This is a genomic window from Acidovorax sp. GW460-11-11-14-LB4 (assembly GCF_059423685.1).
Genome location: NZ_JBWKYJ010000002.1, coordinates 60,832 through 85,401, shown reverse-complemented (window position 1 = coordinate 85,401; position 24,570 = coordinate 60,832). Strand labels below are relative to the sequence as shown.

The 24,570-nt window shown below is 64.5% G+C and carries 22 protein-coding genes; 12 read left to right on the top strand and 10 right to left on the bottom strand.

Annotated elements, in window-relative coordinates; translation table 11 throughout:
• Nucleotides 1–22 precede the first annotated feature (22 nt).
• The 6 genes from AC07X4_RS01955 to serA all read right to left on the bottom strand — a co-directional run bounded on the left by AC07X4_RS01955 (nucleotide 23) and on the right by serA (nucleotide 8,219).
• Complete coding sequence (locus AC07X4_RS01955) at nucleotides 23–1,060, bottom strand: Tim44 domain-containing protein (protein ID WP_056060388.1); 1,038 nt, start codon at nucleotides 1,058–1,060, stop codon at nucleotides 23–25.
• A 36-nt stretch (nucleotides 1,061–1,096) separates the two neighbouring features.
• Nucleotides 1,097–1,828: a bifunctional demethylmenaquinone methyltransferase/2-methoxy-6-polyprenyl-1,4-benzoquinol methylase UbiE gene (gene ubiE, locus AC07X4_RS01950; protein WP_056060384.1), complete on the bottom strand. Its 732-nt coding sequence runs from the start codon at nucleotides 1,826–1,828 to the stop codon at nucleotides 1,097–1,099.
• A gap of 214 nt (nucleotides 1,829–2,042) precedes the next feature.
• On the bottom strand, nucleotides 2,043–2,465 hold the full coding sequence (locus AC07X4_RS01945; protein ID WP_395456213.1) for a gamma-butyrobetaine hydroxylase family protein: 423 nt from the start codon (nucleotides 2,463–2,465) through the stop codon (nucleotides 2,043–2,045).
• Nucleotides 2,466–2,544: 79 nt separating this feature from the next.
• Nucleotides 2,545–2,976, bottom strand: coding sequence for an HIT family protein (locus AC07X4_RS01940; RefSeq protein WP_108498343.1), 432 nt, complete (start codon nucleotides 2,974–2,976; stop codon nucleotides 2,545–2,547).
• Complete coding sequence (locus AC07X4_RS01935) at nucleotides 2,976–6,890, bottom strand: DUF3683 domain-containing protein (protein ID WP_192418236.1); 3,915 nt, start codon at nucleotides 6,888–6,890, stop codon at nucleotides 2,976–2,978. Before AC07X4_RS01935 ends, AC07X4_RS01940 begins: the two co-directional genes overlap by 1 nt.
• 99 nt (nucleotides 6,891–6,989) lie before the next feature.
• Complete coding sequence (serA, locus tag AC07X4_RS01930) at nucleotides 6,990–8,219, bottom strand: phosphoglycerate dehydrogenase (protein WP_056747288.1); 1,230 nt, start codon at nucleotides 8,217–8,219, stop codon at nucleotides 6,990–6,992.
• Between the two features lie 301 nt (nucleotides 8,220–8,520).
• Between serA and ugpB the strand changes: the two genes are divergently transcribed.
• The 6 genes from ugpB (at nucleotide 8,521) to ugpQ (ending at nucleotide 13,893) form a co-directional block, all read left to right on the top strand.
• Nucleotides 8,521–9,834, top strand: a complete 1,314-nt coding sequence (gene ugpB, locus AC07X4_RS01925; protein ID WP_056060369.1) for a sn-glycerol-3-phosphate ABC transporter substrate-binding protein UgpB — start codon at nucleotides 8,521–8,523, stop codon at nucleotides 9,832–9,834.
• 120 nt (nucleotides 9,835–9,954) lie between these two features.
• On the top strand, nucleotides 9,955–10,836 hold the full coding sequence (ugpA, locus tag AC07X4_RS01920) for a sn-glycerol-3-phosphate ABC transporter permease UgpA (RefSeq protein ID WP_015012736.1): 882 nt from the start codon (nucleotides 9,955–9,957) through the stop codon (nucleotides 10,834–10,836).
• Nucleotides 10,837–10,838: 2 nt separating this feature from the next.
• Entirely contained in the window at nucleotides 10,839–11,690 is an 852-nt protein-coding gene (gene ugpE, locus AC07X4_RS01915) for a sn-glycerol-3-phosphate ABC transporter permease UgpE (protein WP_056060366.1), read from the top strand.
• 61 nt (nucleotides 11,691–11,751) lie between these two features.
• Nucleotides 11,752–12,762, top strand: coding sequence for a sn-glycerol-3-phosphate import ATP-binding protein UgpC (locus AC07X4_RS01910; RefSeq protein ID WP_056060362.1), 1,011 nt, complete (start codon nucleotides 11,752–11,754; stop codon nucleotides 12,760–12,762).
• 4 nt (nucleotides 12,763–12,766) lie between these two features.
• The gene (locus AC07X4_RS01905; RefSeq protein ID WP_494739048.1) at nucleotides 12,767–13,135 is read left to right on the top strand and encodes a bleomycin resistance protein; all 369 of its coding nucleotides are present in this window, start codon (nucleotides 12,767–12,769) and stop codon (nucleotides 13,133–13,135) included.
• Nucleotides 13,132–13,893 (top strand): glycerophosphodiester phosphodiesterase, encoded by a 762-nt coding sequence (gene ugpQ, locus AC07X4_RS01900; RefSeq protein ID WP_494739047.1) that lies wholly within the window; start codon nucleotides 13,132–13,134, stop codon nucleotides 13,891–13,893. Before AC07X4_RS01905 ends, ugpQ begins: the two co-directional genes overlap by 4 nt.
• A gap of 109 nt (nucleotides 13,894–14,002) precedes the next feature.
• Here the strand turns inward: ugpQ and AC07X4_RS01895 are convergent, their stop codons facing one another.
• Both AC07X4_RS01895 and AC07X4_RS01890 read right to left on the bottom strand, forming a co-directional pair.
• The gene (locus tag AC07X4_RS01895; RefSeq protein WP_494739046.1) at nucleotides 14,003–14,971 is read right to left on the bottom strand and encodes a Bug family tripartite tricarboxylate transporter substrate binding protein; all 969 of its coding nucleotides are present in this window, start codon (nucleotides 14,969–14,971) and stop codon (nucleotides 14,003–14,005) included.
• Between the two features lie 172 nt (nucleotides 14,972–15,143).
• Nucleotides 15,144–15,422 (bottom strand): hypothetical protein, encoded by a 279-nt coding sequence (locus AC07X4_RS01890; protein WP_494739045.1) that lies wholly within the window; start codon nucleotides 15,420–15,422, stop codon nucleotides 15,144–15,146.
• 72 nt (nucleotides 15,423–15,494) lie between these two features.
• Between AC07X4_RS01890 and hemA the strand changes: the two genes are divergently transcribed.
• The 6 genes from hemA to paeA all read left to right on the top strand — a co-directional run bounded on the left by hemA (nucleotide 15,495) and on the right by paeA (nucleotide 22,008).
• A complete protein-coding gene (gene hemA, locus AC07X4_RS01885; RefSeq protein ID WP_494739044.1) occupies nucleotides 15,495–16,826 on the top strand; it encodes a glutamyl-tRNA reductase in 1,332 nt (443 codons plus the stop codon).
• 113 nt (nucleotides 16,827–16,939) lie between these two features.
• The gene (gene prfA / locus AC07X4_RS01880; protein ID WP_494739043.1) at nucleotides 16,940–18,028 is read left to right on the top strand and encodes a peptide chain release factor 1; all 1,089 of its coding nucleotides are present in this window, start codon (nucleotides 16,940–16,942) and stop codon (nucleotides 18,026–18,028) included.
• Nucleotides 18,029–18,099: 71 nt separating this feature from the next.
• Nucleotides 18,100–18,945 (top strand): peptide chain release factor N(5)-glutamine methyltransferase, encoded by an 846-nt coding sequence (gene prmC / locus AC07X4_RS01875; protein ID WP_494739042.1) that lies wholly within the window; start codon nucleotides 18,100–18,102, stop codon nucleotides 18,943–18,945.
• 60 nt (nucleotides 18,946–19,005) lie between these two features.
• A complete protein-coding gene (gene grxD / locus AC07X4_RS01870) occupies nucleotides 19,006–19,329 on the top strand; it encodes a Grx4 family monothiol glutaredoxin (protein ID WP_056060339.1) in 324 nt (107 codons plus the stop codon).
• Between the two features lie 156 nt (nucleotides 19,330–19,485).
• Nucleotides 19,486–20,493 carry an AAA family ATPase gene (locus AC07X4_RS01865; RefSeq protein ID WP_099731088.1) on the top strand — a complete coding sequence of 336 codons (1,008 nt, stop codon included), beginning with the start codon at nucleotides 19,486–19,488 and terminating at the stop codon, nucleotides 20,491–20,493.
• A gap of 171 nt (nucleotides 20,494–20,664) precedes the next feature.
• The gene (gene paeA, locus AC07X4_RS01860; RefSeq protein WP_056060334.1) at nucleotides 20,665–22,008 is read left to right on the top strand and encodes a polyamine export protein PaeA; all 1,344 of its coding nucleotides are present in this window, start codon (nucleotides 20,665–20,667) and stop codon (nucleotides 22,006–22,008) included.
• Nucleotides 22,009–22,045: 37 nt separating this feature from the next.
• Here paeA and AC07X4_RS01855 read toward each other — a convergent pair whose 3' ends face one another.
• A complete protein-coding gene (locus AC07X4_RS01855) occupies nucleotides 22,046–22,753 on the bottom strand; it encodes a lytic transglycosylase domain-containing protein (protein WP_121943689.1) in 708 nt (235 codons plus the stop codon).
• Nucleotides 22,750–24,492: a proline--tRNA ligase gene (locus tag AC07X4_RS01850; protein WP_494739041.1), complete on the bottom strand. Its 1,743-nt coding sequence runs from the start codon at nucleotides 24,490–24,492 to the stop codon at nucleotides 22,750–22,752. Before AC07X4_RS01850 ends, AC07X4_RS01855 begins: the two co-directional genes overlap by 4 nt.
• Between the last annotated feature and the right edge of the window lie 78 nt (nucleotides 24,493–24,570).

Here is a 24,570-nt window from a genome sequence, read left to right as displayed (position 1 = left end):
GCAGGGGCCCCGTGGGCTGTGTTTACTGCAGGGCTTGCACGCCTGCCACCAGCCAGCCGGTGTTGCCCGCCTTGGGCTTGGTCATGTTCCAGACCTCACGGAAGGGGCTGGGCCCGGCCGAGGGTTCTTCGCGGATCATGCCCGAGAACTCGACGCTGGCCATGTAGCCATCGCCCAGGTCTTCGATGCCCAGCAGCTGCGCTTCGATCATGACCACATCGGTGTGATTGGGCTGCGTGCCCCGGTGGGCTTCGCGCTCGGTCAGCTGGGTGCGGATCTCATCGAGCATGTTGTCCGTCATCATGGACCGCAGGGTGGCGATGTCCGAGCGGTCCCACGCGCCCTGCAAGGTCACGAAGTTGCGCTTGGCGGCCGCCAGGAAACCCTCGGTGTCGAAATCGGCGGGCACACCCCAGTTCTGCGAACCCGACAGGCCCGAACCGATCACCACACCCGAACCCACGCCACCCTGCCCGGCACGCGAGGCATCAAATGCCATGCTGCTGCGCTCCCAGGGGCGGGCCGATGCGTCGTTGCCCACGTTGTTGGGGCTGTACTGCGGCGGCACCTGGGCTGCAGCGGGCGTTGCAGCCCCTGCGCCCTGGAAGGCGAACGGAGCACCACCTGCAGCATTGCCCGAGCCATTGCTACCGCCGTTGCGCGACCGCATGACCATCTTGAAGATGGCAAACGCCGCCAGCGCCAGCAGCGCAATCATCAGGATGTTGCCAAAGCCCGCGCCCAGGCCCAGCGAGTGCGCCAACCAGGCCAAGCCCAGACCCGCCGCCAGGCCGCCCAACATGGCACCCCAGGGCTTCTTGGCCGGCGCGGCCGGAGCCGCTGCCGGCGTGGCGGTAGCAGGCTTGGCTGCCGCAGCCGTGTTGGTCGCGCTTTGTGCCGGTGCGCCCGGCGTGGCGGGCGGCGTGGCCGACTCGCGCTGCGTCACATTGCTGGACTGCTTGCCCACCGATTTGCCACCACCCAGTCGCCGCGCGGCGTCGGCATCGGCGTGCGCAAACGCCAGCATCGCGACCAACACCACAGACCACAGTTTCATCATGACTTCTCCGTCTCCGTTATCGACCGAGCAAACCGCTCAGCACTTGATTCCAACATGGAGGGCCACAATGCCCCCCGTCATGTTGTGATAGTCCACATGCCCAAAACCATTTTTCTGCATGAGGCTTTTGAGTTCTTCCTGCCCCGGGTGCATGCGGATGGACTCCGCCAGATACCGGTAGCTCGCGTCGTCGCCCGCTACCAGCTTGCCCAGCTGGGGCAGCACCTTGAACGAGTACCAGTCGTACACCTTGGTCAGCGGCTGCGCCACTTTGGAAAACTCCAGCACCAGCAGCTTGCCGCCGGGCTTGAGCACACGGCACATTTCGGCAATGGCCTGGTCCTTGTGGGTCATGTTGCGCAAGCCAAAAGCCACGCTCACCACGTCGAAATGCGCGTCGGGGAACGGCAGCTTTTCAGCGTCGCAGACCAGCGTAGGCAGCACCACGCCCTCGTTGATGAGACGGTCACGGCCCACACGCAGCATGGCTTCGTTGATGTCGGTGTGCACCACACGGCCCGACGCCCCCACCTTCTTGGAAAACGCCAGTGCCAGGTCGCCGGTGCCACCCGCAATGTCCAGCACCTGGCTGCCTTCGCGCAGGTTGGCCACCATCACGGTGTAGGCCTTCCAGGCACGGTGCAGACCCGCCGACATGAGGTCGTTCATCACGTCGTACTTGGAGGCCACGGAATCAAACACACCGCGCACGCGGCGTGCCTTTTCCTGCTCGTCCACCGACTGAAAACCGAAATGCGTGGTGCTCATAAGAATCATGCTAGGCGCGTGAACGCCAGAGGTACAGCGACAACCCCGCACTGAATTGGGGCATCTGTCGCAATTTGGAGAACACTATTGAAACAAAAACAGCCGCTAGCGCAAGCAAATATTACGCTGATAGCTATATTTTCAATAGCACCTTGACACACAGGGACTTGTGCGGCTTTTGGCGGCGGGCCCCTGAACAGGCCTGCCAAGGGCGTCAGTGACTGCCGCAGGCGTGGCCCCCTGCACCACCCTTGGGCGCCATGGGCGCGTCGCGATCGGCCCCCGCCGCAGCCAGCCGCTCGGTGTACTGGGCCCACAGTGCGTCCTGCTTCTGGCCCAGCTCGTAGAGATAGTCCCAGGTGAAGATGCCGCTGTCGTGGCCGTCGGAGAACGTGGGCTTGACCGCGTAGTTGCCCACAGGCTCCAGGTTGACAAGCGCCACATTGCGCTTGCCCGTCTGCAGCACCTCCTGCCCCGGGCCGTGGCCTTGCACCTCGGCCGAGGGCGAGTACACGCGCATCAGCTCGAACGGGATGCGGAACGTGGCGCCATCCGAAAAACCAACCTCCAGCACGCGCGACTGTTCATGCACCGTCAGGGCCTGCGGCGTGGGAGCGCCCGCTTTCAAACCTGCCATGGAATCACCTTGAGAAAACTGTTGTCAGGAACGACGGCTGCCATTGTCCCACCCGCCCAGGCACACGCTGCCAGCAAGGTTACCGGGCGGCCCACAGCGCCAGCTGGGACTGCAGCTGCGCTTCCAGCGCGGGCAACAAGGCCCGCACGGCGGCCTCTTGCGCTGCGGGGCTCGGCCGCTGTGCCGCGGCCCATACGGGCGATGGAAAGTGACTGTCCCAGTCAAACCGCGCAATCACATGCCAGTGCAGGTGCGGCACCATGTTGCCCAGCGCTGCGATGTTGACCTTGGTGGGCGACAGGTGCTGGCGCAGGGCCTGCTCCACCAGGGTCACGGCTTCCATGCAATGCGCACGGTCAGCGGCGGCCAGGTCCGAGAACTCGGCCACATGCGCGTTCCAGACCACGCGGTAAAAGGCGGGGAACCCCGCCTCCTGCGCACGGATGACACGCAGGCGCTCGCCACGCCAGACCAATGCGCCGCCGTCTTCAGCGCACAAGGGGCAGGTCATCAGACCAGCACCCGCTCAATGCCGCCGTTGTTGGCACGGTGTACGTACTCGGGCATCCAGTTCTCGCCCAGGATCTCGCGCGCCATCTCGACCACGATGTAGTCGGCTTCGAGCAAGCCGTTGTTCAGGTCGCCTTCGTAGCGGTTCAGGCCCTGCAGGCAGCTGGGGCAGCTGGTGAGGATCTTCACGTTGTCCTGCGCGCCGACAGCACCGCTGGCACGCAGCTGGGCTTCGCCCTTCTTGATCTCTTCTTCCTTGCGGAAGCGCACCTGCGTGGACACGTCGGGCCGGGTCACACCCAGCGTGCCCGACTCGCCGCAGCAACGCTCGCTCTTCAAGACCTGCTCGCCCACCAGCGCCTTCACGGTCTTCATCGAGTCCTGCAGCTTCATGGGGTTGTGACAGGGCTCGTGGTACAGGTAGGCGCCCTTGCCTTGCAGCTGAATGCCCTTTTCCAGCAGGTACTCGTGGATGTCGATGATGCGGCTGCCCGGGAAGATCTTGTCAAACTCGTAGCCCTGCAGCTGGTCGTAGCAGGTGCCGCAACTCACCACCACGGTCTTGATGTCGAGGTAGTTGAGCGTGTTGGCCACGCGGTGAAAGAGCACGCGGTTGTCCGTGATCATCTTTTCGGCCTTGTCGAACTGGCCCGAACCGCGCTGGGGGTAGCCGCAGCACAGGTAGCCAGGCGGCAGCACCGTCTGCACGCCCGCGTGCCACAGCATGGCCTGGGTCGCCAAACCGACCTGCGAGAACAAGCGCTCTGACCCGCAGCCAGGGAAGTAGAACACCGCCTCCGTCTCGGCCGTGGTGGCCTGAGGGTTGCGGATGATCGGCACGTAGTCCTTGTCCTCGATGTCGAGGAGCGCGCGCGCCGTCTTCTTGGGCAGGCCGCCCGGCAGCTTCTTGTTGATGAAATGGATCACCTGCTCCTTGATCGGAGCCGTGCCCACCGTCGCGGGCGGCTTGGCCGTTTGCTTGCGGCCCACCTTGCGCAGCAGGTCCACGGCCATGCGCTGGGCCTTGAAACCCACGTCCACCATGGCCGAGCGCATCAGCTTGATGGTGTCCGGGTTGGTGGCGTTGAGCATGGTCATCGCCAGCGCGTTGCCAGGCCGGAACGTCTTCTTGCCCATCTTGCGCAGCAGGTTGCGCATGTTCATGGTGACGTCGCCGAAGTCGATCTTCACCGGGCAAGGGCTCTCGCACTTGTGGCACACCGTGCAGTGGTCGGCCACGTCCTCAAACTCCTGCCAGTGCTTGATGCTCACGCCCCGGCGGGTCTGCTCTTCGTACAGGAACGCCTCGACCAGCAGCGAGGTGGCCAGGATCTTGTTGCGTGGGCTGTACAGCAGGTTGGCGCGTGGCACGTGCGTGGAGCACACGGGCTTGCACTTGCCGCAGCGCAGGCAGTCCTTGACCGAATCGGCAATGGCGCCGATGTCGCTCTGCTGCATGATCAGCGACTCATGCCCCATCAGGCCGAAGCTGGGTGTGTAGGCGTTGGTCAAATCGGCATGCAGCGCCGGTTTTGAAGCCAAATCGGCACCAAGCGCTGGTTGAATATGCCCTGAATGCTCCTGATTTCGGAGCAACTTGCCTTTGTTGAAGCGGCCTTCCGGGTCCACCTTGCGCTTGTACTCGGCAAAGGGGCGCAGCTCTTCATCGGTCAAAAACTCCAGCTTGGTGATGCCAATGCCGTGTTCGCCCGAGATCACGCCGTTCAAGCTGCGCGCCAGCACCATGATGCGCGCCACGGCCTCGTGGGCCGTTTGCAGCATCTCGTAGTCGTCGCTGTTGACCGGGATGTTGGTGTGCACATTGCCGTCGCCTGCGTGCATGTGCAGCGCCACCCACACGCGACCCTTGAGCACGCGCTTGTGGATGGCCACGGCCTCGTCCAGGATGGGCTTGAACGCCGCGCCAGTGAAGATGCCTTGCAGGGGCGCCCGCAGCTGGGTCTTCCAGCTGGCGCGCAGCGTGTGGTCCTGCAGTTGGGGGAACAGCGTTTCCACATCGTGCAGCCAGCCCTGCCACAGAGCGCGCACCTCTTCCACCAGGGCGATGGCCTGGGCCACGCGGTCTTGCAGCAGCTCGGGCGAAGGCACCTCGTCGTCGGCGTCGTGCTTGCCCAGGGGCAGGTTGCCACGCTCGAAGAACTCGGTCAGCGCGTCGCACAGCTTGAGCTTGTTGCGCAGGGAGAGCTCGATGTTGATGCGCTCGATGCCGTCGGTGTACTCGGCCATGCGCGGCAGCGGGATCACCACGTCTTCGTTGATCTTGAAGGCGTTGGTGTGGCGGCTGATGGCCGCCGTCTTCTTGCGGTCGGCCCAGAACTTCTTGCGCGCATCGGCCGTGATGGCCACAAAGCCTTCGCCGCTGCGGGTGTTGGCCAGGCGCACCACTTCGCTGGTCACGCGGGCCACGTCGTCGGCGTTGTCACCCGCGATGTCGCCAATCAGCACCATCTTGGGCAGGCCGCCGTTGCCCTTTTTGCTCTTGGTGGCATAGCCCACAGCCTTCAGGTAGCGGTCGTCCAGGTGCTCCAGGCCCGCCAGCAGCACGCCACTGCGCTTTTGCTCGGCGAACATGAAGTCCTTGATCTCGACGATGCTAGGCACGGCGTCCTTGGCGTTGCCGAAGAACTCCAGGCACACGGTGCGCGTGTGCTCGGGCATGCGGTGCACCACCCAGCGCGCGCTGGTGATGAGGCCGTCGCAGCCTTCCTTCTGGATGCCGGGCAGTCCGGCGAGGAACTTGTCCGTCACGTCCTTGCCCAGGCCTTCCTTGCGGAAAGTCTTGCCCGGAATGCTCAGGCGCTCGGTGCGCACGGGCGTCTTGCCATCGGCCTCGAAATACTGCAGCTCGAAAGTGGCCACTTCCACGTCATGGATCTTGCCCATGTTGTGGTCCAGGCGCGTCACCTCCAGCCACTGGGCGTCGGGTGTGACCATGCGCCAGCTGGCCAGGTTGTCCAGCGCCGTGCCCCAGAGCACGGCCTTCTTGCCGCCCGCGTTCATGGCGATATTGCCGCCAATGCACGATGCCTCGGCGCTCGTCGGGTCCACCGCAAACACAAAGCCCGCACGCTCGGCCGCATCGGCCACACGCTGGGTGACCACGCCCGCTTCGGTCCACACCGTGCCCACCTCGCGGTCCAGGCCCGGCAGGCGGCGCATCTCCACCTCGGTCATGGCTTCGAGCTTTTCGGTGTTGATGACCACGCTCTTCCACGTCAACGGAATGGCGCCGCCGGTGTAGCCGGTGCCGCCCCCGCGCGGGATGATGGTCAGGCCCAGTTCGATGCAGCCCTTCACCAGGCCCGCCATCTCGACCTCGGTGTCGGGGGTGAGCACGACGAACGGGTATTCGACGCGCCAGTCGGTCGCGTCGGTCACATGGCTCACGCGGGAGAGGCCATCGAACTTGATGTTGTCCTTGGCCGTGAGGCGGCCCAGGGTTTTCTGGATCTGGCGGCGCAGTTGCGCGGCCTGCTCGAAGGTGGCGTTGAATTCGGCCACAGCGCGTCGCGCGGCGACGACCAGCTCACCGACGAGACGGTCGCGCTCGGCATCGTCTGCGGGGGTGCGGCGTTTTTCGATCTCGCCCAGGCGGTGCTGCAAGGCATCCACCAGCAGCTTACGGCGCGAGGGGTTGTCCAGCAGGTCGTCCTGCAGGTAGGGGTTGCGCTGCACGACCCAGATATCGCCCAGCACCTCATACAGCATGCGGGCCGAACGGCCCGTGCGGCGCTCTTTGCGCAGCTGGTCCAGCACCTCCCAGGATGAGGACCCCAGCAGCCGGATCACGATCTCCCGGTCGGAAAACGAGGTGTAGTTATAGGGAATTTCACGCAGTCGGGCAGGCTCGGCGGCCTGCGTCTGCAAGGCCGCCAACGCGATCGGTACATTCATGGGGGTCTACCTGGGGTGGGGGCGCGATTTTAAGCCACCGGCCTGCGGCTTGCCGGGCCGGGGCTGTCTGACAGAGCCGAAACCGGCCCCGCAACAGTGTCAGAACAGCACGCGGCTGCGCAGGGTGCCGCTGACCTGGGCCAGCTTGTCCAGCGCCAGGTCGGACGAGGCGGCGTCGATGTCGATGACCACGTAGCCGATCTTCTCGTTGGTCTGCAGGTATTGGGCCGAGATGTTGATCTGGTTGTCCGAGAAGATGCGGTTGATCTCCGACAGCACGCCCGGCACGTTGCGGTGGATGTGCAGCAGACGGTGCTTGCCGGGGTGGGCGGGCAGCGCCACCTCGGGAAAGTTGACCGACGAGGTGCTGGTGCCGTTGTCGCTGTATTTCACCAGCTTCTCGGCCACCTCCAGGCCAATGTTGGCCTGCGCCTCCATGGTGGAGCCGCCGATGTGGGGAGTCAGGATCACGTTGTCCAGCCCGCGCAGGGGCGACACAAACTCATCCTTGTTGGTGCGCGGCTCGACCGGGAACACGTCGATGGCGGCGCCCAGCAGCTTCTTGGCCTGGAGCGCTGCAGCCAGCGCTTCAATATCCACCACCGTGCCCCGCGCGGCGTTGATGAGGATGCCGCCCGGCTTCATGGCCGCAATTTCGGCGGCACCGATCATGCCCTCGGTGGACGGCAGCTCGGGCACGTGCAGGCTCACAATGTCGCTCTGGCCCAGCAGATCGTGCAGGTGCTGCACCTGGCGGGCATTGCCCAGGGGCAGCTTGTTGACCACATCAAAGAAGGCCACGTGCATGCCCATGGCCTCGGCCAGCACCGACAGCTGGGTGCCGATGGAGCCGTAGCCCACGATGCCCAGGGTCTTGCCACGGATCTCATACGCGTTATCGGCGCTCTTGAGCCAGCCGCCCCGGTGGGCCACCGCGTTTTTCTCGGGCACGCCACGCAGCAGCAAGATGGCTTCGGCCAGCACCAGCTCGGCCACCGAGCGGGTGTTGGAGTACGGCGCGTTGAACACCGCAATGCCGCGCTCGCGCGCCGCGTTCAGGTCCACCTGGTTGGTGCCAATACAAAAGCAGCCCACGGCCACCAGCTTATGGGCCTGGGCAAACACCTCTTCGGTCAGCTGCGTGCGCGAGCGGATGCCCACAAAGTGCACATCGGCGATCTTGCGCTTCAGTTCCTCGTCGGGCAGTGCGCCGGACACCGTCTCGATCTGCGTATAGCCCGCCGCCCGGATCACATCCACCGCGGAGGAGTGAATGCCTTCGAGCAGCAGAAACTTGATCTTGTTCTTGTCGAGCGAATTGGTGGCCATGGCGATGAAGGAGAAGGGATAGGAGAAGGAAACGTCCGGCGCGCGACGGCGCGAACGAACCGAGGGTGCCCACGCATGTGAACATGCCACCAGCATGGTGCATTGCACAAAACCTTGCAAGCCTCGGCAAATGCGCCACACCTTGTCACAAAAAGGTCACAATCGCACCCCTCACGGGTACCCCAAGGGGTTTCCCCGGTTGTTGCAGGGCGCGGGCTCATGCGACAACGACATATCAATGTCACAGAGGCTGCATAGCATCCGGCCCTTGTGCTTTTCGTCATCCTCGGAGGAAATATTCATGAAAACGAAGCTTCTGGCGGTCTGCGCTGCTGTTGCCATGTCGGTCTGCGCACCTGCGCAAGCACAGGCACCCATTGAGATCCAATGGTGGCACTCGATGAGTGCAGCGCTGGGCGACTGGGTCAATGACCTGGCCAAGCAATACAACGCCAGCCAATCCCAGTACAAGGTCGTGCCCACGTACAAGGGCCAGTATGACGAATCGATGACCGGCGCCATTGCCGCCTTCCGCGCTGGCAATGCCCCCCACATCCTGCAGGTGTTCGAAGTGGGCACCGCCACCATGATGGCCAGCAAGGGCGCCATCGTGCCTGCAGCCAAGGTGCTGAACGACGCGGGCTTCAAGTTTGAACCCACGGAGTATGTGTCCGCAGTGGCCGGCTACTACACCGCCCCCAACGGCCAGATGCTGAGCTACCCGCTTAACAGCTCGACCACGATCTTCTACTACAACAAGGACGCCTTCAAGAAGGCTGGTCTGGACGCCGACAAGCCGCCCAAGACCTGGCCCGAAGTGTTTGCCGCCGCCTCCAAGCTCAAGGCCAGCGGCCACAGCTGCCCGTTCACCACCAGCTGGGTGAGCTGGACGCAGCTGGAAAGCTTCTCGCTGTGGCACAACACCCTGTTCGCTTCCAAGAACAACGGCTTTGATGGCAACGACGCGCAACTGCAGATCAACACCCCGCTGCACGTTCGCCACTTCGAGAACCTGGCCAAGGCCTCCAAGGAAGGCAGCTTTGTCTACAAGGGCCGCAACAACACGGCCGATGCGTCCTTCCCCTCTGGTGAATGCGCCATGATCACCGGCTCGTCGGGCCTGTACGCCCGCGTGGCCAAGGAAGCCAAGTTCGCCTACGGCATCTCCACCCTGCCTTACTACCCTGATGTGAAGGGTGCCCCACAGAACACCGCCATCGGCGGCGCCAGCCTGTGGGTGATGGCCGGCAAGAAGCCCGAGGAATACAAGGGCGTGGCCAGCTTCCTGAACTTCCTGAACGACACCAAGGTGCAGGCTGCCAGCCACCAGCGCACGGGCTATCTGCCTGTGACCATGGGCGCCTACAAGCTCACCGAGGCGTCTGGCTTCTATGACAAGAACCCCGGCACCGACGTGGCTGTGACGCAGATGATCCGCAAGGCCACTGACAAGTCGCGTGGCATCCGCCTGGGCAACTTCGTGCAGATCCGCTCGATCATCGACGAGGAAACCGAACAGATCTGGTCGGGCAAGAAGTCGCCCAAGGAAGCCCTGGACACCGCCGTGACACGTGGCAACGAGCAGCTGGCCCGCTTCGCACGCGCCAACAAGTAAGCACGGTCCACCATCTGTCGATGCCACCTGGCCACCCGGCTGGGCGGCATCGAAAGCCCGCCGCCCCGTCAACCAACTTGGTTCACGGGGCGGCGGGGTTTTCTTTTTGAGAGTTTCGTCATGGAAAAACGCGTACTTTTCCGCTCTGCGTGGCTACCCTGGGTGCTTCTGGCTCCCCAGCTGGTCATCATCAGCGTGTTCTTCTTCTGGCCCGCAGGCCAGGCCCTGGTGCAGTCGTTCCAGATGCAGGACAGCTTTGGCATGTCCACCGAATGGGTGGGGCTGGACAACTTCAAGGCATTGTTTGAAGACCCGGGCTATCTCGCCTCGTTCAAGACCACGGCCTTCTTCTCGATCCTGGTGGCGGTGGTGGGCATCGGCCTGTCACTGATCCTCGCGATCTTCGCCGACCGCATCATCAAGGGCGCCATCGTCTACAAGACCGCCCTGCTGCTGCCCTACGCCGTCGCCCCCGCGGTGGCAGGGGTGCTGTGGATGTTCATGTTCTCGCCCTCGCTGGGTGTGGTGGCCTACATGCTGCGCCAGTCGGGCTTTGACTGGAACCACATGCTCAACTCCGACCACGCGATGACGCTGATCGTGATTGCAGCGGTGTGGAAGCAGATCTCCTACAACTTCCTGTTTTTCCTCGCAGGTTTGCAGTCCATCCCCAAGTCGCTGATCGAAGCCGCCGCCATCGACGGTGCGGGCCCCTGGCGCCGGTTCTGGAGCATTCAGTTCCCGCTGCTGTCGCCCACCACGTTCTTCCTGCTGGTGATCAACGTCGTGTACGCGTTCTTCGACACCTTCGCCATCGTGGACTCGACCACCCAGGGCGGTCCCGGGCGCGATACCTCCATCCTGGTCTACAAGGTCTACCACGATGGTTTCAAGGCCATGGACATGGGCGGCTCGGCCGCGCAATCGGTGGTGCTGATGGCCATCGTGGTGGTGCTCACCGTCATTCAGTTCCGCTACGTTGAGAAAAAGGTTCAATACTAAAAATGGTCGAACGCAGCCCCTATCTCACCGCGTTCTCGCACCTCATCATGGTGCTGGGCGTGATCATCGTCGGCTTTCCGCTGTACCTGGCCTTTGTGGCCTCCACCCATACCGCACAGGACATCGTTCAGGTGCCCATGCCCATGGTGCCCGGCAGCAACTTCTGGCAGACCTACCACGACGCGCTGTTTGGCGGCGGCGCGGGTGCGGGCTCCACCGCGCCTGTGGCCCGCATGATGTGGGTGAGTTTTGTCACCGCCATGGTCATCACGGTGGGCAAGATCGCCATCTCGCTGCTGTCGGCGTTTGCCATCGTGTACTTCCGCTTCCCCTTCAAGGGCATCTGCTTCTGGCTGATCTTCATCACGCTGATGCTGCCCGTGGAAGTGCGCATCGGGCCTACCTACCAGGTCGTATCCAACCTGGGCATGCTCAACACCTACGCGGGCCTCACGGTGCCACTGATCGCCTCGGCCACCGCCACCTTCCTGTTCCGCCAGTTCTTCCTGACGGTGCCCGATGAGCTGGTGGAGGCCGCACGCGTGGACGGCGCCGGTCCGATGCGCTTTTTCAAGGACATCCTGGTGCCGCTGTCGCGCACTTCGGTTGCCGCACTGTTCGTGATCCAGTTCATCTACGGCTGGAACCAGTATCTGTGGCCGCTCTTGGTGACCACGTCCGAAGACATGTACCCGGTGGTCATCGGCATCAAGCGCATGCTGGCCGGTGGCGACGCAGGCAACGAATGGAACATCGTGATGGCCACGGCCCTCCTGGCCATGCTGCCGCCCGCCTTTGTGGTGGTGGTCATGCAACGCTGGTTCGTCAAGGGCCTGGTGGACACCGAAAAATAAGACAAAACTCCTGCAAGCGCTTGTTCAATAAGCTCCTGTAGCTATCAAATTCATTGCACATATGGCATCCCTCTCTCTTCGCAACATCGTCAAGCGCTACGGCGTGGGCCCCAAGGCCAACCAGGTCATCCACGGCGTGAACGCTGAGGTCAAGGACGGCGAGTTCGTCGTCATCGTCGGCCCCTCGGGCTGCGGCAAGTCCACCCTGCTGCGCATGGTGGCGGGCCTGGAGGAAATCTCCGGCGGCGAACTGCGCATTGGCGACCGCGTGGTCAACGACCTGGAACCCGCCCAGCGCGACATCGCGATGGTGTTCCAGAACTACGCGCTGTACCCGCACATGACGAACTTCGAGAACATGGCCTACGGCCTGAAGATCGCCAAGGTACCCAAGGAAGAGATCAAGGCGCGCGTCGACAAGGCCGCCAAGATCCTCGAACTGGGCCACCTGCTGGAGCGCAAGCCGCGCGAGCTGTCGGGCGGCCAGCGCCAGCGCGTGGCCATGGGCCGCGCCATCGTGCGCCAGCCCCAGGTGTTCCTGTTTGACGAGCCGCTGTCCAACCTGGACGCCAAGCTGCGCGCCCAGACCCGCCTCGAAATCCAGAAGCTGCACCGCGAACTGGGCATCACCAGCCTGTTCGTGACACACGACCAGGTCGAGGCCATGACGCTGGCCCAGCGCATGATCGTGATGAACGCGGGCAACATGGAGCAGTTCGGCACGCCCGAAGAGGTCTACCACACGCCCGCCTCCACCTTCGTGGCCAGTTTCATCGGCTCGCCGCCGATGAACCTGCTCAAAAACGCACCAGGCGCCAAACCGGGCACCATTCTGGGCATCCGCCCGGAGCATCTGGATGTGCGCAGCGAGGGTTGGGCCGTTACCGTCGAAACTGTGGAGTTGCTGGGTGCCGAGCGCCTGATCTACGGCCGCATCAACGGCGAACAGATCATCGTGCGGGTAGAGGAAGGCACCCACGCGCCGCAGCCGGATGCGGTGATCCACGTCGTGCCCCGTCCCGACCGCCTGCACGCTTTCGATGCCACCACCGGTAAACGCATCCCCGACTGAGCCCGTGCGGCCGCCTGAAGCCGCCCGCGCCGGGCGCGGGGTTCTGGCCACCGTGCCGGTGCTGGCCTCGCTACACCTGGCGGAGACCCGGCAGTTCTACGTCGAGCGACTGGGGTTCACCGCACTGCTGGAGATGGATAACTACCTGATCCTGCAGCGCGATGGCTGCGAGCTGCACTTCTGGCCCTGCACCGAGCGCCACATTGCAGAAAACACTTCGTGCTACGTGCGTGCAGACACCGGGTTGCTGCATGCGGATTTCACGGCACGCGGCCTGCAACTGGCACCTCCCACTGTCCAGCCCTGGGGCATGAAGGAGATGTATGTCATCGACCCCCATGGCAACCTGCTGAAATTTGGTGAACCCGCATGAGCGCACCCTCGTCTACCCTCGCCCCCTGGCCCTACCCCCGCTGGATCGCCCACCGCGGCGCGGGCAAGCTGGCCCCTGAGAACACCTTGGCCGCCTTCCGGCTGGGTGCCCAATACGGCTACCGCATGTTCGAGTGCGACGCCAAGCTCAGCAGCGACGGCGTGCCTTTTCTGATGCACGACGCCACGCTGGAGCGCACGACCAACGGCCACGGCACCGGCGGCGACCGGCCCTGGGCCCAGCTCGCCCAACTGGATGCAGGAGGCTGGCATTCCCGCAGCTACGCTGGCGAGCCCCTTCCCACACTGGAGAACCTGGCGCGCTACTGCATTGCCAACGGGTTTTTCCTGAACATCGAGATCAAGCCCACACCAGGCCAGGAAGAAGTTACCGGCCGCGTGGTGGGCGAATACGCCGCACGGCTGTGGCAAGGGCAGGCCCTGCCGCCCTTGTTCTCGTCGTTCAAGCCCGAGGCGCTGGCGGGCGCCATGGCCACCGCGCCCCACCTGCCCCGCGCGCTGCTCATCGACGCGCTGTGGGACGGATGCTTTGACAAGGCTCAGACGCTCGGCTGTGTGGCCATCGTGTGCAACCACGCGCTGTGGGACCCGGCCCTGGTGGCGCAAGTCCAAGGCATGGGTATGCGCACGCTGAGCTACACGGTGAACGACGACTGGGCGGCGCAGCGCCTCATCGCGCTGGGCACGGACGGCATCATCACCGACCGCGTGGACTTCTTCTCGCCCGCCACGCCATAGGGCGCACCTTCCAACCAACCCCGCCCCAAGCCAGCGCCACCGGGGACCGGGTTTGCCGGGCCACCGGTGGAGTCCCCTGCAGGGGGAAGGCGCACAGCGCCTCAGGGGGTCAATCGAGTTTTGCGCCAGACTTCTTGACGGCGTCGGCCCAGCGGGGCATCTCCGAGGCCAGGAACTTGGCAAAGTCGTCCGCGCCCAGAAACGCCGGATCCGCCCCCTGGCTCACCATGCGATTGCGCACATCGGGCATCTGCAACACCTGGCCAAAGGCGTCACTGAGCTTGTTGACCACGTCCTTGGGCGTGCCTGCAGGGGCCAGAAAGCCATAGAAGCCCACCACCTCAAAGCCCTTGATGCCGCTCTCGATCACCGTGGGCACTTCGGGCAGTGCGGGGTTGCGCTCCTTGCTGGTCACGGCCAGGGCACGTACCTTGCCCTGCTTGTGGTACGACGCGGCCTGCGGAATGCTCTCGGCCATGAACTGCACCTGCCCGCCCATGAGGTCGGTGAATGCCGGCGCGCTGCCCCGGTAGGGGATGTGCACCATGAACAGGCCCGTGGCGGTCTTGAACATCTCGGGCACCAGGTGGCTGATGCCGCCATTGCCCGCAGAGCCAAAGTTGACCTGACCAGGCCGCGACTTGGCATAGGCCATGAACTCCTGCAGATTCTTGGCGGGCACGCTGGTGTTGACCAGCAAGGCCAGCGGCTGCATGGCCGTGCGCGCCACGGGCACAAAGTCCTTGAGGGTGGCATAGGGCAGGCGGCTGTACAGCGCGGGGTTGATGACCATCACCCCCGTGTTGGCCAGCATGATGGTGTGGCCGTCCGGGGGCGCTCGCATGACCTCCTGCGCACCCACGGTGCCACCGGCACCGGCCTTGTAGTCCATCACCACCGGCTGACCTAGCACGGTCTGCAGTTTGTCGGACAGCAGGCGCGCATGCTGGTCCAGCGGCCCGCCGGCGGGGAAGCCCACCACGATACGGATGGGCTTGGACGGAAACGCCTGCGCATGCACGGCGGCAGCAAAGGCCAGGCCTGCGGCCAGGGTGATGCAGGTACGCAGCAGCTTCATGGGGTTGTCTCCAGCTTTGGTTGTGGGTGCGAGGGATGCTTACCGCTTCCGTCGGCGCGGGCCATGGCGGCCGCATGGGAAGATGCAAAGAGGCTATCAGACCCCAGGGCGCAACAGCCCTCAAGATCACCTCTCGCAAACCCTCAAAACACGTGACGGCTTGCTGAAAGCTTCAAGCCTTCCAGCCCCGCACCAGCACCCACTGGCAGGTGGCGCAGGCCACCACCAGCGCGGCATAGGTGAGCATCTTGCCGTCACGTCCCCACAGCACCAGCCCTGCCGCGAGCACCGCCACCCCCACGGCAAACAGAATCGCCCAACGCAGCCACACAGACATCGCAGAGGCACTGCGGGAGCCCACCAGACGGCCCGAAAGCACCAGCACGAGCGCCACGGCGGCAGCGGGTGCAACAAAGTTGAAGAGGTGGTTGGCGATGTCCAGCGGACCCATGGAATTGACCCAAATCAAGGCTTGAACAAGCAAGGCCGCCTGTTCGGGCCAACAATTTTATAATTGCAGCTTATGGCAGTCTGGGCCCTCGGCATCAACCACACCACCGCGCCGCTCGATCTGCGCGGCCGGTTTGCGTTTGCGCTCGATCAGATCGCCCCCACGCTGCACGGTTTGCGCCAGTCGCTGGGCCACTCTGGCGGCGCTGCCAGCCGCCACCCTGGGGTGGAAACCGCCATCATCTCCACCTGCAATCGCACCGAAATTTACTGTGCCGGCGACCAGCCCGCAGTGGACCACACGCTGGGCTGGCTGGCCCACAGCGGCGGCGTGAGCCCCGCGCTGCTGCGCTCGCACTCCTACACGCTGGAAGACAGTCTCGTCGCACGCCACGCCTTCCGCGTGGCCAGTGGGCTCGATTCCATGGTGCTGGGCGAGGCCCAGATCCTGGGCCAGATGAAAGACGCGGTACGCGCCGCCGAGACGGCCGGCGCTTTAGGCACCACGCTCAACCAGCTTTTCCAGCGCAGCTTTGCCGTGGCCAAGGAGGTGCGCACCAGCACCGAGATCGGCGCACACAGCATCAGCATGGCCGCCGCCGCCGTGCGCCTGGCCAGCCAGCTGTTTGAAGACCTCTCCAAGATCCGCGTGCTGTTCGTCGGCGCGGGCGAGATGATCGAGCTGTGCGCCACGCACTTCGCCGCCAAGAACCCTAAGCAGATCGCCATTGCCAACCGCACGCTGGAACGCGGCGAAAAGCTGGCCACCCGCTTTGGCGGCGAGGTGATGCGCCTGGCCGACCTGCCCGAGCGCCTGCACGAATTCGACGCCGTCATCAGCTGCACCGCCAGCAGCCTACCCATCATCGGCCTGGGCGCCGTGGAGCGCGCCCTCAAGAAGCGCCGCCACCGTCCGATGTTCATGGTCGATCTGGCCGTGCCCCGCGACATCGAACCCGAGGTCAAGGCCCTGGGCGACGTCTACCTGTACACCGTGGACGACCTGGCCACCGTGGTGCAGACGGCACAAGCCAACCGCCAGGCCGCCGTGGCGCAGGCCGAGGCCATCATCGACGCGGGCGTGCAGAGCTTCATGCACTGGATGGAGCTGCGCAGCCCCGCCGCAGCCGAGGGGGGCGTGGTGCCGCTGATCCAGCAGCTCAACGCCCAGACGGACGAGTGGCGCGCGCTGGAAATCGCCCGTGCCAAGAAGCTGCTGGCCAAGGGCGAGGACGTGGACGCCGTGCTCGAAGCGCTCTCGCGCGGCCTCACACAGAAAATGCTGCACGGCACCCTGGCCGAGCTGCGCGCGGGCGACGCCGAGATGCGCGCCCAGACCGCCCAGACCGTCTCGCGCCTGTTCCTGCGCTCGCAAAGCAAGACGCCCAACAACAAAGGCCTGTAGCGGCGCTCGCCCGCTCCACAGCCGTTCCGATTTGAGCCAAATCGGCCCCAGGCGCATGATTTACATGCGCCACATGCTACCAAATCTGTAGCAAATCATTTTTCCAGAATTCCATGAAACCCTTTCTCCGAAGCCAGCTGGAGCGCTACGCACAGCGCCTGGGCGAACTCGACTTCCTGCTCTCGCGCGAAGACATCATGAGCGACATGGCGCAGTACCGGCGCATCTCCGTCGAGCACGCCGAGGTCACACAGGTCGCAGGCCGCTACGCCCGCTACCAGCAGCGCGAGGCCGACCTGGCGAGTGCGCGCGAGATGCTGGCCGACCCCGACATGGCCGAGATGGCACAAGAAGAAATCACCAGTGCCGAGGCCGAGCTGCTGCAACTGGAAGACGAACTGCAGCGCCTTCTTTTACCGAAGGACCCCGACGACGCGCGCAACGCGTTTGTGGAAATCCGCGCGGGCACGGGTGGTGACGAATCGGCGCTGTTCGCAGGCGACCTCACGCGCATGTACACCCGCTACGCCGCCAACGTAGGCTGGAAGGTGGAGGTGGTTAGCGAGAACGCGGCCGAGCTCGGCGGCTACAAGGAAATCGTGCTGCGCATAGAGGGTGACCATGTTTACGGGGCTCTCAAATTCGAATCCGGCGGCCACCGCGTGCAGCGCGTGCCCGCCACCGAAACCCAGGGCCGCATCCACACCAGCGCCTGCACCGTGGCCGTGATGCCCGAGCCCGACGAGCACGAGGCCATCAAGCTCAACCCGGCCGACCTGCGCATCGACACCTTTCGCGCCAGCGGCGCCGGTGGCCAACACATCAACAAGACCGACTCGGCCGTGCGCGTGGTGCACTTGCCCACCGGCATCGTGGCCGAATGCCAAGACGGCCGCAGCCAGCACAGCAACAAGGCCAAGGCGCTGCAGGTGCTGCAGGCCCGCATTCAAGAGAAAGAACGCAGCGAACGCGCCGCCAAGGAGGCCGCGCTGCGCAAGGGCCTGATCGGCAGCGGCGACCGCAGCGACCGCATCCGCACCTACAACTTCCCGCAGGGGCGGCTCACGGACCACCGCATCAACCTCACGCTGTACAAGCTGCTGTACGTGATGGAAGGCGACCTGGGCGACGTGCTGCAGGCCCTGGCCCATGCGCGCGAGGCCGAGCAGCTTGAAGAGCTGGAAATGGGTTCCAACGGTTAAGCACAGAAAAATTTGGGTCAAACTGGCTGATAGCGCACGATTCATATGCCTTTGCAGCTATCAAAACAATAGTGAACAACACCGCCTCTCCCACCCTTGCCCAGGCCTTGGCGCAAGCCCACACCCTGGGCCTGCAACGCATCGACGCGCAACTGCTGCTGCTGCATGCCTTGGGCCGCCCTGATGCTGGCCGTGCCTGGCTGCTGGCGCACGATACCGACGCACTGGACGAGACCACACACACCCAGTTCATTGCCCTGTGCCAGCGCCGCGTGGCGGGCGAGCCCGTGGCCTACCTCACCGGCCGCAAGGAGTTCTACGGCCTACCGCTGCAGGTGGACGCGCGCGTGCTGGACCCGCGCCCTGACACCGAAACGCTGGTGGACTGGGCGCTGGAGGTGATCGCCCCGCTGACATCACCACGCGTGGTAGACCTGGGCACCGGCAGCGGCGCCATTGCGTTGGCACTGCAAAGCCAGCGTGCCGACGCCCAGATGCTGGCGGTAGATGCCAGCGCCGATGCACTGGCCGTGGCGCAGGCCAACGCTGAGCGGCTGGGCCTGCCCGTGCAGTTTCGGCAGGCCAACTGGCTGGTGGGAGTGGAGGGGCCATTCGACGCCATCGTCTCCAACCCCCCCTACATCGCCAGCGCCGACCCACACCTGGCCGCGCTGACGCACGAACCCCTGCAAGCCCTGGCCAGCGGCGCGGACGGCCTCGAAGACATCCGCGCCATCGTCGCCCAGGCGCCCACCCACCTGCGGCCGGGCGGCTGGCTGCTGCTGGAGCATGGCTACGACCAGGCAGACGCCGTGCAGGCGCTGCTTGCCGCCCAGGGCTTTGTGCGGGTACAAAGCCGCAATGACCTTGCCGACATCGCACGCTGCACAGGCGGGCAATGGCCGACAGTGAAATAATCCCTCCATCGCGGGCCCTCAGCATCCATTCGCCCGCAGCCTCTTTCAAGGAGTATTCCCATGAGCGACACCCAACAACGCATCGACGGCCTCGTCAAATCCAGCGACATCCTGCTGTTCATGAAGGGCAGCGCCAGCTTCCCCATGTGTGGCTTCTCCGGCCGCGCCATCCAGATCCTCAAGGCCTGTGGCGTGGACCCGAAGAGCGTGGTCACCGTCAACGTGCTCGAAGACGACGAAATTCGCCAGGGCATCAAGGAATACAGCAACTGGCCCACGATCCCGCAGCTGTATGTGAAGGGCGAGTTCATCGGCGGCTCGGACATCATGATGGAGATGTATGAGTCGGGCGAACTCAAGCAAGTGCTGGGCACCGAGGGCTGATCGAAGCGACCCTTGCCTCACCCGCCATCAGGCCGCCTTCGGGCGGCCTTTTTGTTTGCCCGCAACAGAGGCACCAATCAGGGGCTTTTCCGATGGAGCAGCGGGCATGTTGTGTGCTTGAATGATTGCGTGACGTAACCCTCACAGGAGCATGCAATGACCAGCCATAGCCTTGTTCCCCAGCCACCTGCCCTGCGCTTGCCGGTGGCCCAGATGCGCAATGTGTTCCACCCGGGCGATGTAGAGCGCAAGCTCGCTCGCCTGCAGGAGTCCGGCAACCAGAGGGAATACGAAACCCTGCGCACCGTGTACGAGCGCATGCTGGAGCGCGGCCCGGAGCGTTTTCAGGTCAAGCCCTCGGGCATCCCCGACATGGCCAGCCTGTACGAGCAGTTGCCCAACTTCACCGAGGTGCTGGACGACGTGAAGCGCCACGTGGCGCTGGCGCAGGACAGCAGCGATGGCCTGGAGGTCACACCCATGCTGCTGCTGGGCCCGCCCGGAATCGGCAAGACCCACTTCGCGCGCCACCTGGCCGAGCTGCTGGGTACGGGCATGAACCTGCTGCCCATGAGTTCCATGACCGCAGGCTGGCTGCTGTCGGGCTCGTCGGCGCAGTGGAAGGGCGCGCGCCCTGGCAAGGTGTTCGAGGCGCTGGTGGAGGGCGAATATGCCAATCCCGTCATCGTGGTGGACGAGATCGACAAGGCCAGCAGCGATGCGCAGTACGACCCGCTGGGTGCGCTGTACAGCTTGCTGGAGTACGACACCGCCCAGAGCTTTACCGATGAGTTTGCCGAGGTGGCCATCGACGCGAGCCAGGTCATCTGGATTACCACCGCCAACGACACACGCGGCATTCCCGATCCCATCCTGAACCGCATGAACGTGTTCGAGGTGGAGGCGCCCACGCTGGAGCAGGCCCGCACCATTGCGCGCAACCTGTACCAGGGCATCCGCGCGGGGCACGACTGGGGTCGCCTGCTGGACCCGGAGCCGACGGACGACGTGCTGGACCACCTGGCACAGATGCCCCCGCGCGAAATGCGGCGGGCGCTGATGACGGGTTTTGGCAACGCGCGGCTGGACCGCCGGTCCACGGTGGAGATCACCGACCTGCCGAAGGCCGCCACGGGGCGCAGCCGGATTGGCTTTGTGCAGTAGATAGCGCGACGCGGTCGCCCGCACGCGCCACCCTTCCCCCTGCCACACCATGCAGCGGCATGGGGCGGCAGGGGCATGCGTCACAAGGCGCGTCAGCGGGCCCGTGTGCAAGGTGCCCAGATACACTTGGTGGCCCGGTGTACCGCTGTACTCCGGTTCCGCCTTCGTCCCATGACCCTGTCCCAAAGCCTCTTCGTGATCGGGCTGCTGATTGCAGCCAGCGCCTTTTTCTCCATGGCCGAGATTTCGCTCGCGGCCGCCCGCCGCCTGCGCCTGCGCCAAATGGCCGATGAAGGCGACGCACGTGCGGACCGGGTGCTGCGCATGCAGGAGCAGCCGGGCGACTACTTCACGGTGGTGCAGGTAGGGCAGAACGCCGTGGCCATCCTGGGCGGTATCGTGGGCGAAGGTGCGCTGAGCCCGCATTTCAGCGAGCTGTTTGCGCTGTGGATGTCGGGGCCCACGGCCGAGCGGGCGGGGTTCCTGGCGTCTTTCCTCATCATCACCTCGCTGTTCATCCTGTTTGCCGATCTGTTCCCCAAACGCCTGGGCATGGCAGAGCCCGAGCGGCTGGTGGTGCGGCTGGCACAGCCCATGGCCTGGTGCATGACGCTGTTGCGGCCGCTGGTGTGGTTCTACAGCCGGGGGGCCGACGCGCTGTTCCGCCTGTTGGGGTTGTCATCGCTGCGCGATGACCGCATCACCTCAGACGATATCCTGGCCATGATGGAGGCAGGCGCGCGTGCCGGGGTGCTGGCGGCGCGCGAGCAGCAGGTCATCACCAACGTGTTTGAGTTGGACACGCGCACGGTGTCCAGCGCCATGTCGCCGCGCGACCGCATTGCATTTTTTCTGCGCGACGAGCCCGACTCCGTCATCCGCCTGCGCATCGCTGCCGAGCCGTTTTCGACCTACCCGGTGTGCGAAGGCGACATCGACCACGTGGTGGGCTATGTGGATGCCAAGGATTTGTTCCAGCGCGTGCTGAACAACCAGCCGATTTCGCTGGCCGACGACAGCCTGGTGCGCAAGGTGCTGATCGTGCCCGACCGGCTGACCCTGTCGGAGGTGCTGGAGCAGTTCCGCCAAGTCCACGAGGACTTTGCCGTCATTGTGAACGAGTACAGCCTGGTGGTCGGTGTGGTCACGCTCAACGATGTCATGAGCACCGTGATGGGTGACCTGGTGGGCCCGGCGGACGAAGAGCAGATCGTGCGACGGGATGAGAACTCCTGGCTCATCGATGGGGTCACCCCCATTGAGGATGTGCTGCACGCCCTGTCGCTGGACGAGTTGCCGCACACCGGCGAGTACGAAACCCTGGCGGGCTTCCTGATGGTGATGCTGCGCCGCGTGCCACGCCGTACTGACAGCGTGAGCTGGGGCGGCTACAAGTTTGAGGTGCTGGACGTGGACAGCTACCGCATCGATCAGGTCATGGTCTCCAGGCTGGGCGGAGCCCCTGGTGCATCGGCCCCGAGCCCGTCAGCACCGACGGGAACCGCCGTGGAGTGACCAAGGCGCGGCCCGTGTCACCGCCACGCTGATCGTTCTATGCGGCCGGCGACTGTGGCCGATCGGCAAAAAGCCACTTGCGCTGCGCTCCAAAGACGGCATCCGGGTACGGCGACCGGCCTCGGCTGCCGTTGTAGCGTCCAAGCGCCATGAACAAATCGCCCTGCTCCCGGTCAATGTAGTGGCGCAGAATGACGCAGCCAAAACGCAGGTTGGTCTGCATGTGGAACAGCTTGCCCGGGTCGCCATCGCCAATCACGCGCGTCCAGAAGGGCATGACCTGCATGTAGCCCCGCGCTCCGACGCTGGACACCGCAAACTTGCGGAATCCGCTTTCTACCTGGATCAGCCCCAGGACCAAGGACACATCCAGCCCGGCGCGCTTGGATTCGTACCAGACCGTCTGCAAAAAGTCGCGGCGTACTTCCAGGTCCGGTTTGCGCGGCCGCAGGCGATCACTCTGCGTGCCCAGCCACCGCAGGTAGTGCAGGCGCGCTTCAGTGGTAAAAAACTCCGGCTCGGGCGGCGCCTGGTTGGCAATGGCAGAGCTGAGTGCGGTGCGCACCGAGTCCATCAGGGGCTCCTCCAGCTGCCCGCCAGCGTGCGCCACCTGCGGAGCGCCCAGCCAGGCGGCGGGCGCTGCCAGCGAAGCCAGCGACACCAGACAGCCGCGGCGCGACATCCCCACGGGGCCGCCAGAAGTCGCAGCCCACGGAGCGCTCAGAGTGACGCCGCTCTTGCTCATACAGCCATACGACCCTTCACATGGGCCAGGATGTCGGCCACGGCCACCTTGGTGGCGGCGGCGTCCCGGCGGTGCTGGTACTCGACAACACCCTCTTTCAGGCTCTTGTCGCCAATGGTCACGCGGTGTGGCACGCCGATCAGTTCCCAGTCGGCAAACATCGCGCCGGGGCGCTCGCCACGGTCGTCCAGGATCACGTCCACGCCCGCAGCCAGCAGGCCGGCATACAGTTGCTCGGCAGTGGCCTTGACGGCCTCGCTGCGGTCCATGCCCACGGGGCAGACCACCACGGTGAACGGCGCAATCGCGTCCGGCCAGATGATGCCGCGCTCGTCATGGTTTTGTTCAATGGCGGCGGCAGGCAGGCGTGTCACGCCAATGCCGTAGCAGCCCATCTCGAAGAATGCCGGCTTGCCGTCGTCGCCCAGGAAGGTCGCGTTCATGCCCTTGCTGTACTTGGTGCCCAGGTAGAACACATGGCCCACTTCAATGCCGCGTTCGATCGCCAGCTCGCCCTTGCCGTCGGGGGAGCGGTCGCCCGCCACCACGTTGCGCAGGTCGGCCACCATGTCGGGCTCCGGCAGGTCGCGGCTCCAGTTGACGCCGGTGATGTGAAAGTCCACTTCGTTGGCGCCGCAGATCCAGTCGGCCATCACAGCGACTTCGCGGTCTGCCACGATCTTCAAAGGCTTCTTCAGGCCGATGGGACCCAGGTAACCCGGCTTGCAGCCAAAGTGGTCCTCAATTTCGCCCAGCGTCGCGAAGCGGAAGCCCGCCAGTCCGGGCACCTTGCCAACCTTGATCTCGTTCATGTCGTGGTCGCCGCGCAGCAGCAGCAGCCACACCTGGGTCTTGACGATCTCACCCGCTTCGTTGGTTTCGTCCGTGGCCAGCACCAGTGACTTGACCGTGGTGTTCAGCGGAACACCCAGCAGTTCTGCCACATCGGCACAGGTGCTCTTGCCTGGGGTGGCTGTTTTGGTCAGCGCCTGGGTGGCTGCGCCGCGTGGTCCGACGGGGGCCAGCGCCTCCGCCTTTTCCATATTAGCGGCGTAGTCGCTCTGCGGGCAGTAGACGATGGCGTCTTCGCCCGTGGCGGCAATCACCTGGAATTCTTCCGACAGGTCCCCCCCGATGGCGCCGCTGTCAGCGGCCACGGCACGGTAGGTCAGGCCGAAGCGATCGAAAATCCGCCGGTAGGCTGCGGCCATCACCTGGTAGCTGGCCTTGGCGGCCACTTGGTCGCGGTCAAAGCTGTAGGCATCCTTCATGATGAACTCACGTCCGCGCATGAGGCCAAAGCGGGGGCGGCGCTCGTCGCGGAACTTGGTCTGGATCTGGTAAAAGTTCTTCGGCAGCTGCTTGTAACTCTTGAGCTCTTGACGGGCGATGTCAGTGATCACTTCTTCGCTGGTCGGCTGCACCACGAAGTCGCGACCATGGCGATCCTGGATGCGCAGCAGCTCGGGGCCCATTTTCTCAAAGCGCCCCGTTTCCTGCCAGAGCTCAGCGGGCTGCACCACGGGCATGGTCAGCTCGACAGCACCCGCGCGGTTCATCTCTTCGCGCACGATGGCTTCCACCTTGCGGATCACGCGCAGGCCCAGAGGCATGTAGTTATAGATGCCAGCGCCCAGCTTCTTGATCAGCCCGGCCCGCGTCATGAGTTTGTGGCTGACCACTTCGGCGTCCGCCGGAGCTTCCTTGAGGGTGGAAATGAAGAATTGGGAGGCTTTCATCGGGAGTCGATTGCAGGCAGAACGGGGCCGTCCACTTGCTGCGCGCTAGGCGCCGTGCATAATGGACACAGTTTAAAA

What these genes read in the sequence shown, in the direction of transcription:
- AC07X4_RS01955 (WP_056060388.1), bottom strand. Translation starts at nt 1,060, where the DNA reads ATGATGAAACTGTGGTCTGTGGTGTTGGTCGCGATGCTGGCGTTTGCG.
- ubiE (WP_056060384.1), bottom strand. Translation starts at nt 1,828, where the DNA reads ATGAGCACCACGCATTTCGGTTTTCAGTCGGTGGACGAGCAGGAAAAG.
- AC07X4_RS01945 (WP_395456213.1), bottom strand. Translation starts at nt 2,465, where the DNA reads ATGGCAGGTTTGAAAGCGGGCGCTCCCACGCCGCAGGCCCTGACGGTG.
- AC07X4_RS01940 (WP_108498343.1), bottom strand. Translation starts at nt 2,976, where the DNA reads ATGACCTGCCCCTTGTGCGCTGAAGACGGCGGCGCATTGGTCTGGCGT.
- AC07X4_RS01935 (WP_192418236.1), bottom strand. Translation starts at nt 6,890, where the DNA reads ATGAATGTACCGATCGCGTTGGCGGCCTTGCAGACGCAGGCCGCCGAG.
- serA (WP_056747288.1), bottom strand. Translation starts at nt 8,219, where the DNA reads ATGGCCACCAATTCGCTCGACAAGAACAAGATCAAGTTTCTGCTGCTC.
- ugpB (WP_056060369.1), top strand. Translation starts at nt 8,521, where the DNA reads ATGAAAACGAAGCTTCTGGCGGTCTGCGCTGCTGTTGCCATGTCGGTC.
- ugpA (WP_015012736.1), top strand. Translation starts at nt 9,955, where the DNA reads ATGGAAAAACGCGTACTTTTCCGCTCTGCGTGGCTACCCTGGGTGCTT.
- ugpE (WP_056060366.1), top strand. Translation starts at nt 10,839, where the DNA reads ATGGTCGAACGCAGCCCCTATCTCACCGCGTTCTCGCACCTCATCATG.
- AC07X4_RS01910 (WP_056060362.1), top strand. Translation starts at nt 11,752, where the DNA reads ATGGCATCCCTCTCTCTTCGCAACATCGTCAAGCGCTACGGCGTGGGC.
- ugpQ (WP_494739047.1), top strand. Translation starts at nt 13,132, where the DNA reads ATGAGCGCACCCTCGTCTACCCTCGCCCCCTGGCCCTACCCCCGCTGG.
- AC07X4_RS01895 (WP_494739046.1), bottom strand. Translation starts at nt 14,971, where the DNA reads ATGAAGCTGCTGCGTACCTGCATCACCCTGGCCGCAGGCCTGGCCTTT.
- AC07X4_RS01890 (WP_494739045.1), bottom strand. Translation starts at nt 15,422, where the DNA reads ATGGGTCCGCTGGACATCGCCAACCACCTCTTCAACTTTGTTGCACCC.
- hemA (WP_494739044.1), top strand. Translation starts at nt 15,495, where the DNA reads ATGGCAGTCTGGGCCCTCGGCATCAACCACACCACCGCGCCGCTCGAT.
- prfA (WP_494739043.1), top strand. Translation starts at nt 16,940, where the DNA reads ATGAAACCCTTTCTCCGAAGCCAGCTGGAGCGCTACGCACAGCGCCTG.
- grxD (WP_056060339.1), top strand. Translation starts at nt 19,006, where the DNA reads ATGAGCGACACCCAACAACGCATCGACGGCCTCGTCAAATCCAGCGAC.
- AC07X4_RS01865 (WP_099731088.1), top strand. Translation starts at nt 19,486, where the DNA reads ATGACCAGCCATAGCCTTGTTCCCCAGCCACCTGCCCTGCGCTTGCCG.
- paeA (WP_056060334.1), top strand. Translation starts at nt 20,665, where the DNA reads ATGACCCTGTCCCAAAGCCTCTTCGTGATCGGGCTGCTGATTGCAGCC.
- AC07X4_RS01855 (WP_121943689.1), bottom strand. Translation starts at nt 22,753, where the DNA reads ATGAGCAAGAGCGGCGTCACTCTGAGCGCTCCGTGGGCTGCGACTTCT.
- AC07X4_RS01850 (WP_494739041.1), bottom strand. Translation starts at nt 24,492, where the DNA reads ATGAAAGCCTCCCAATTCTTCATTTCCACCCTCAAGGAAGCTCCGGCG.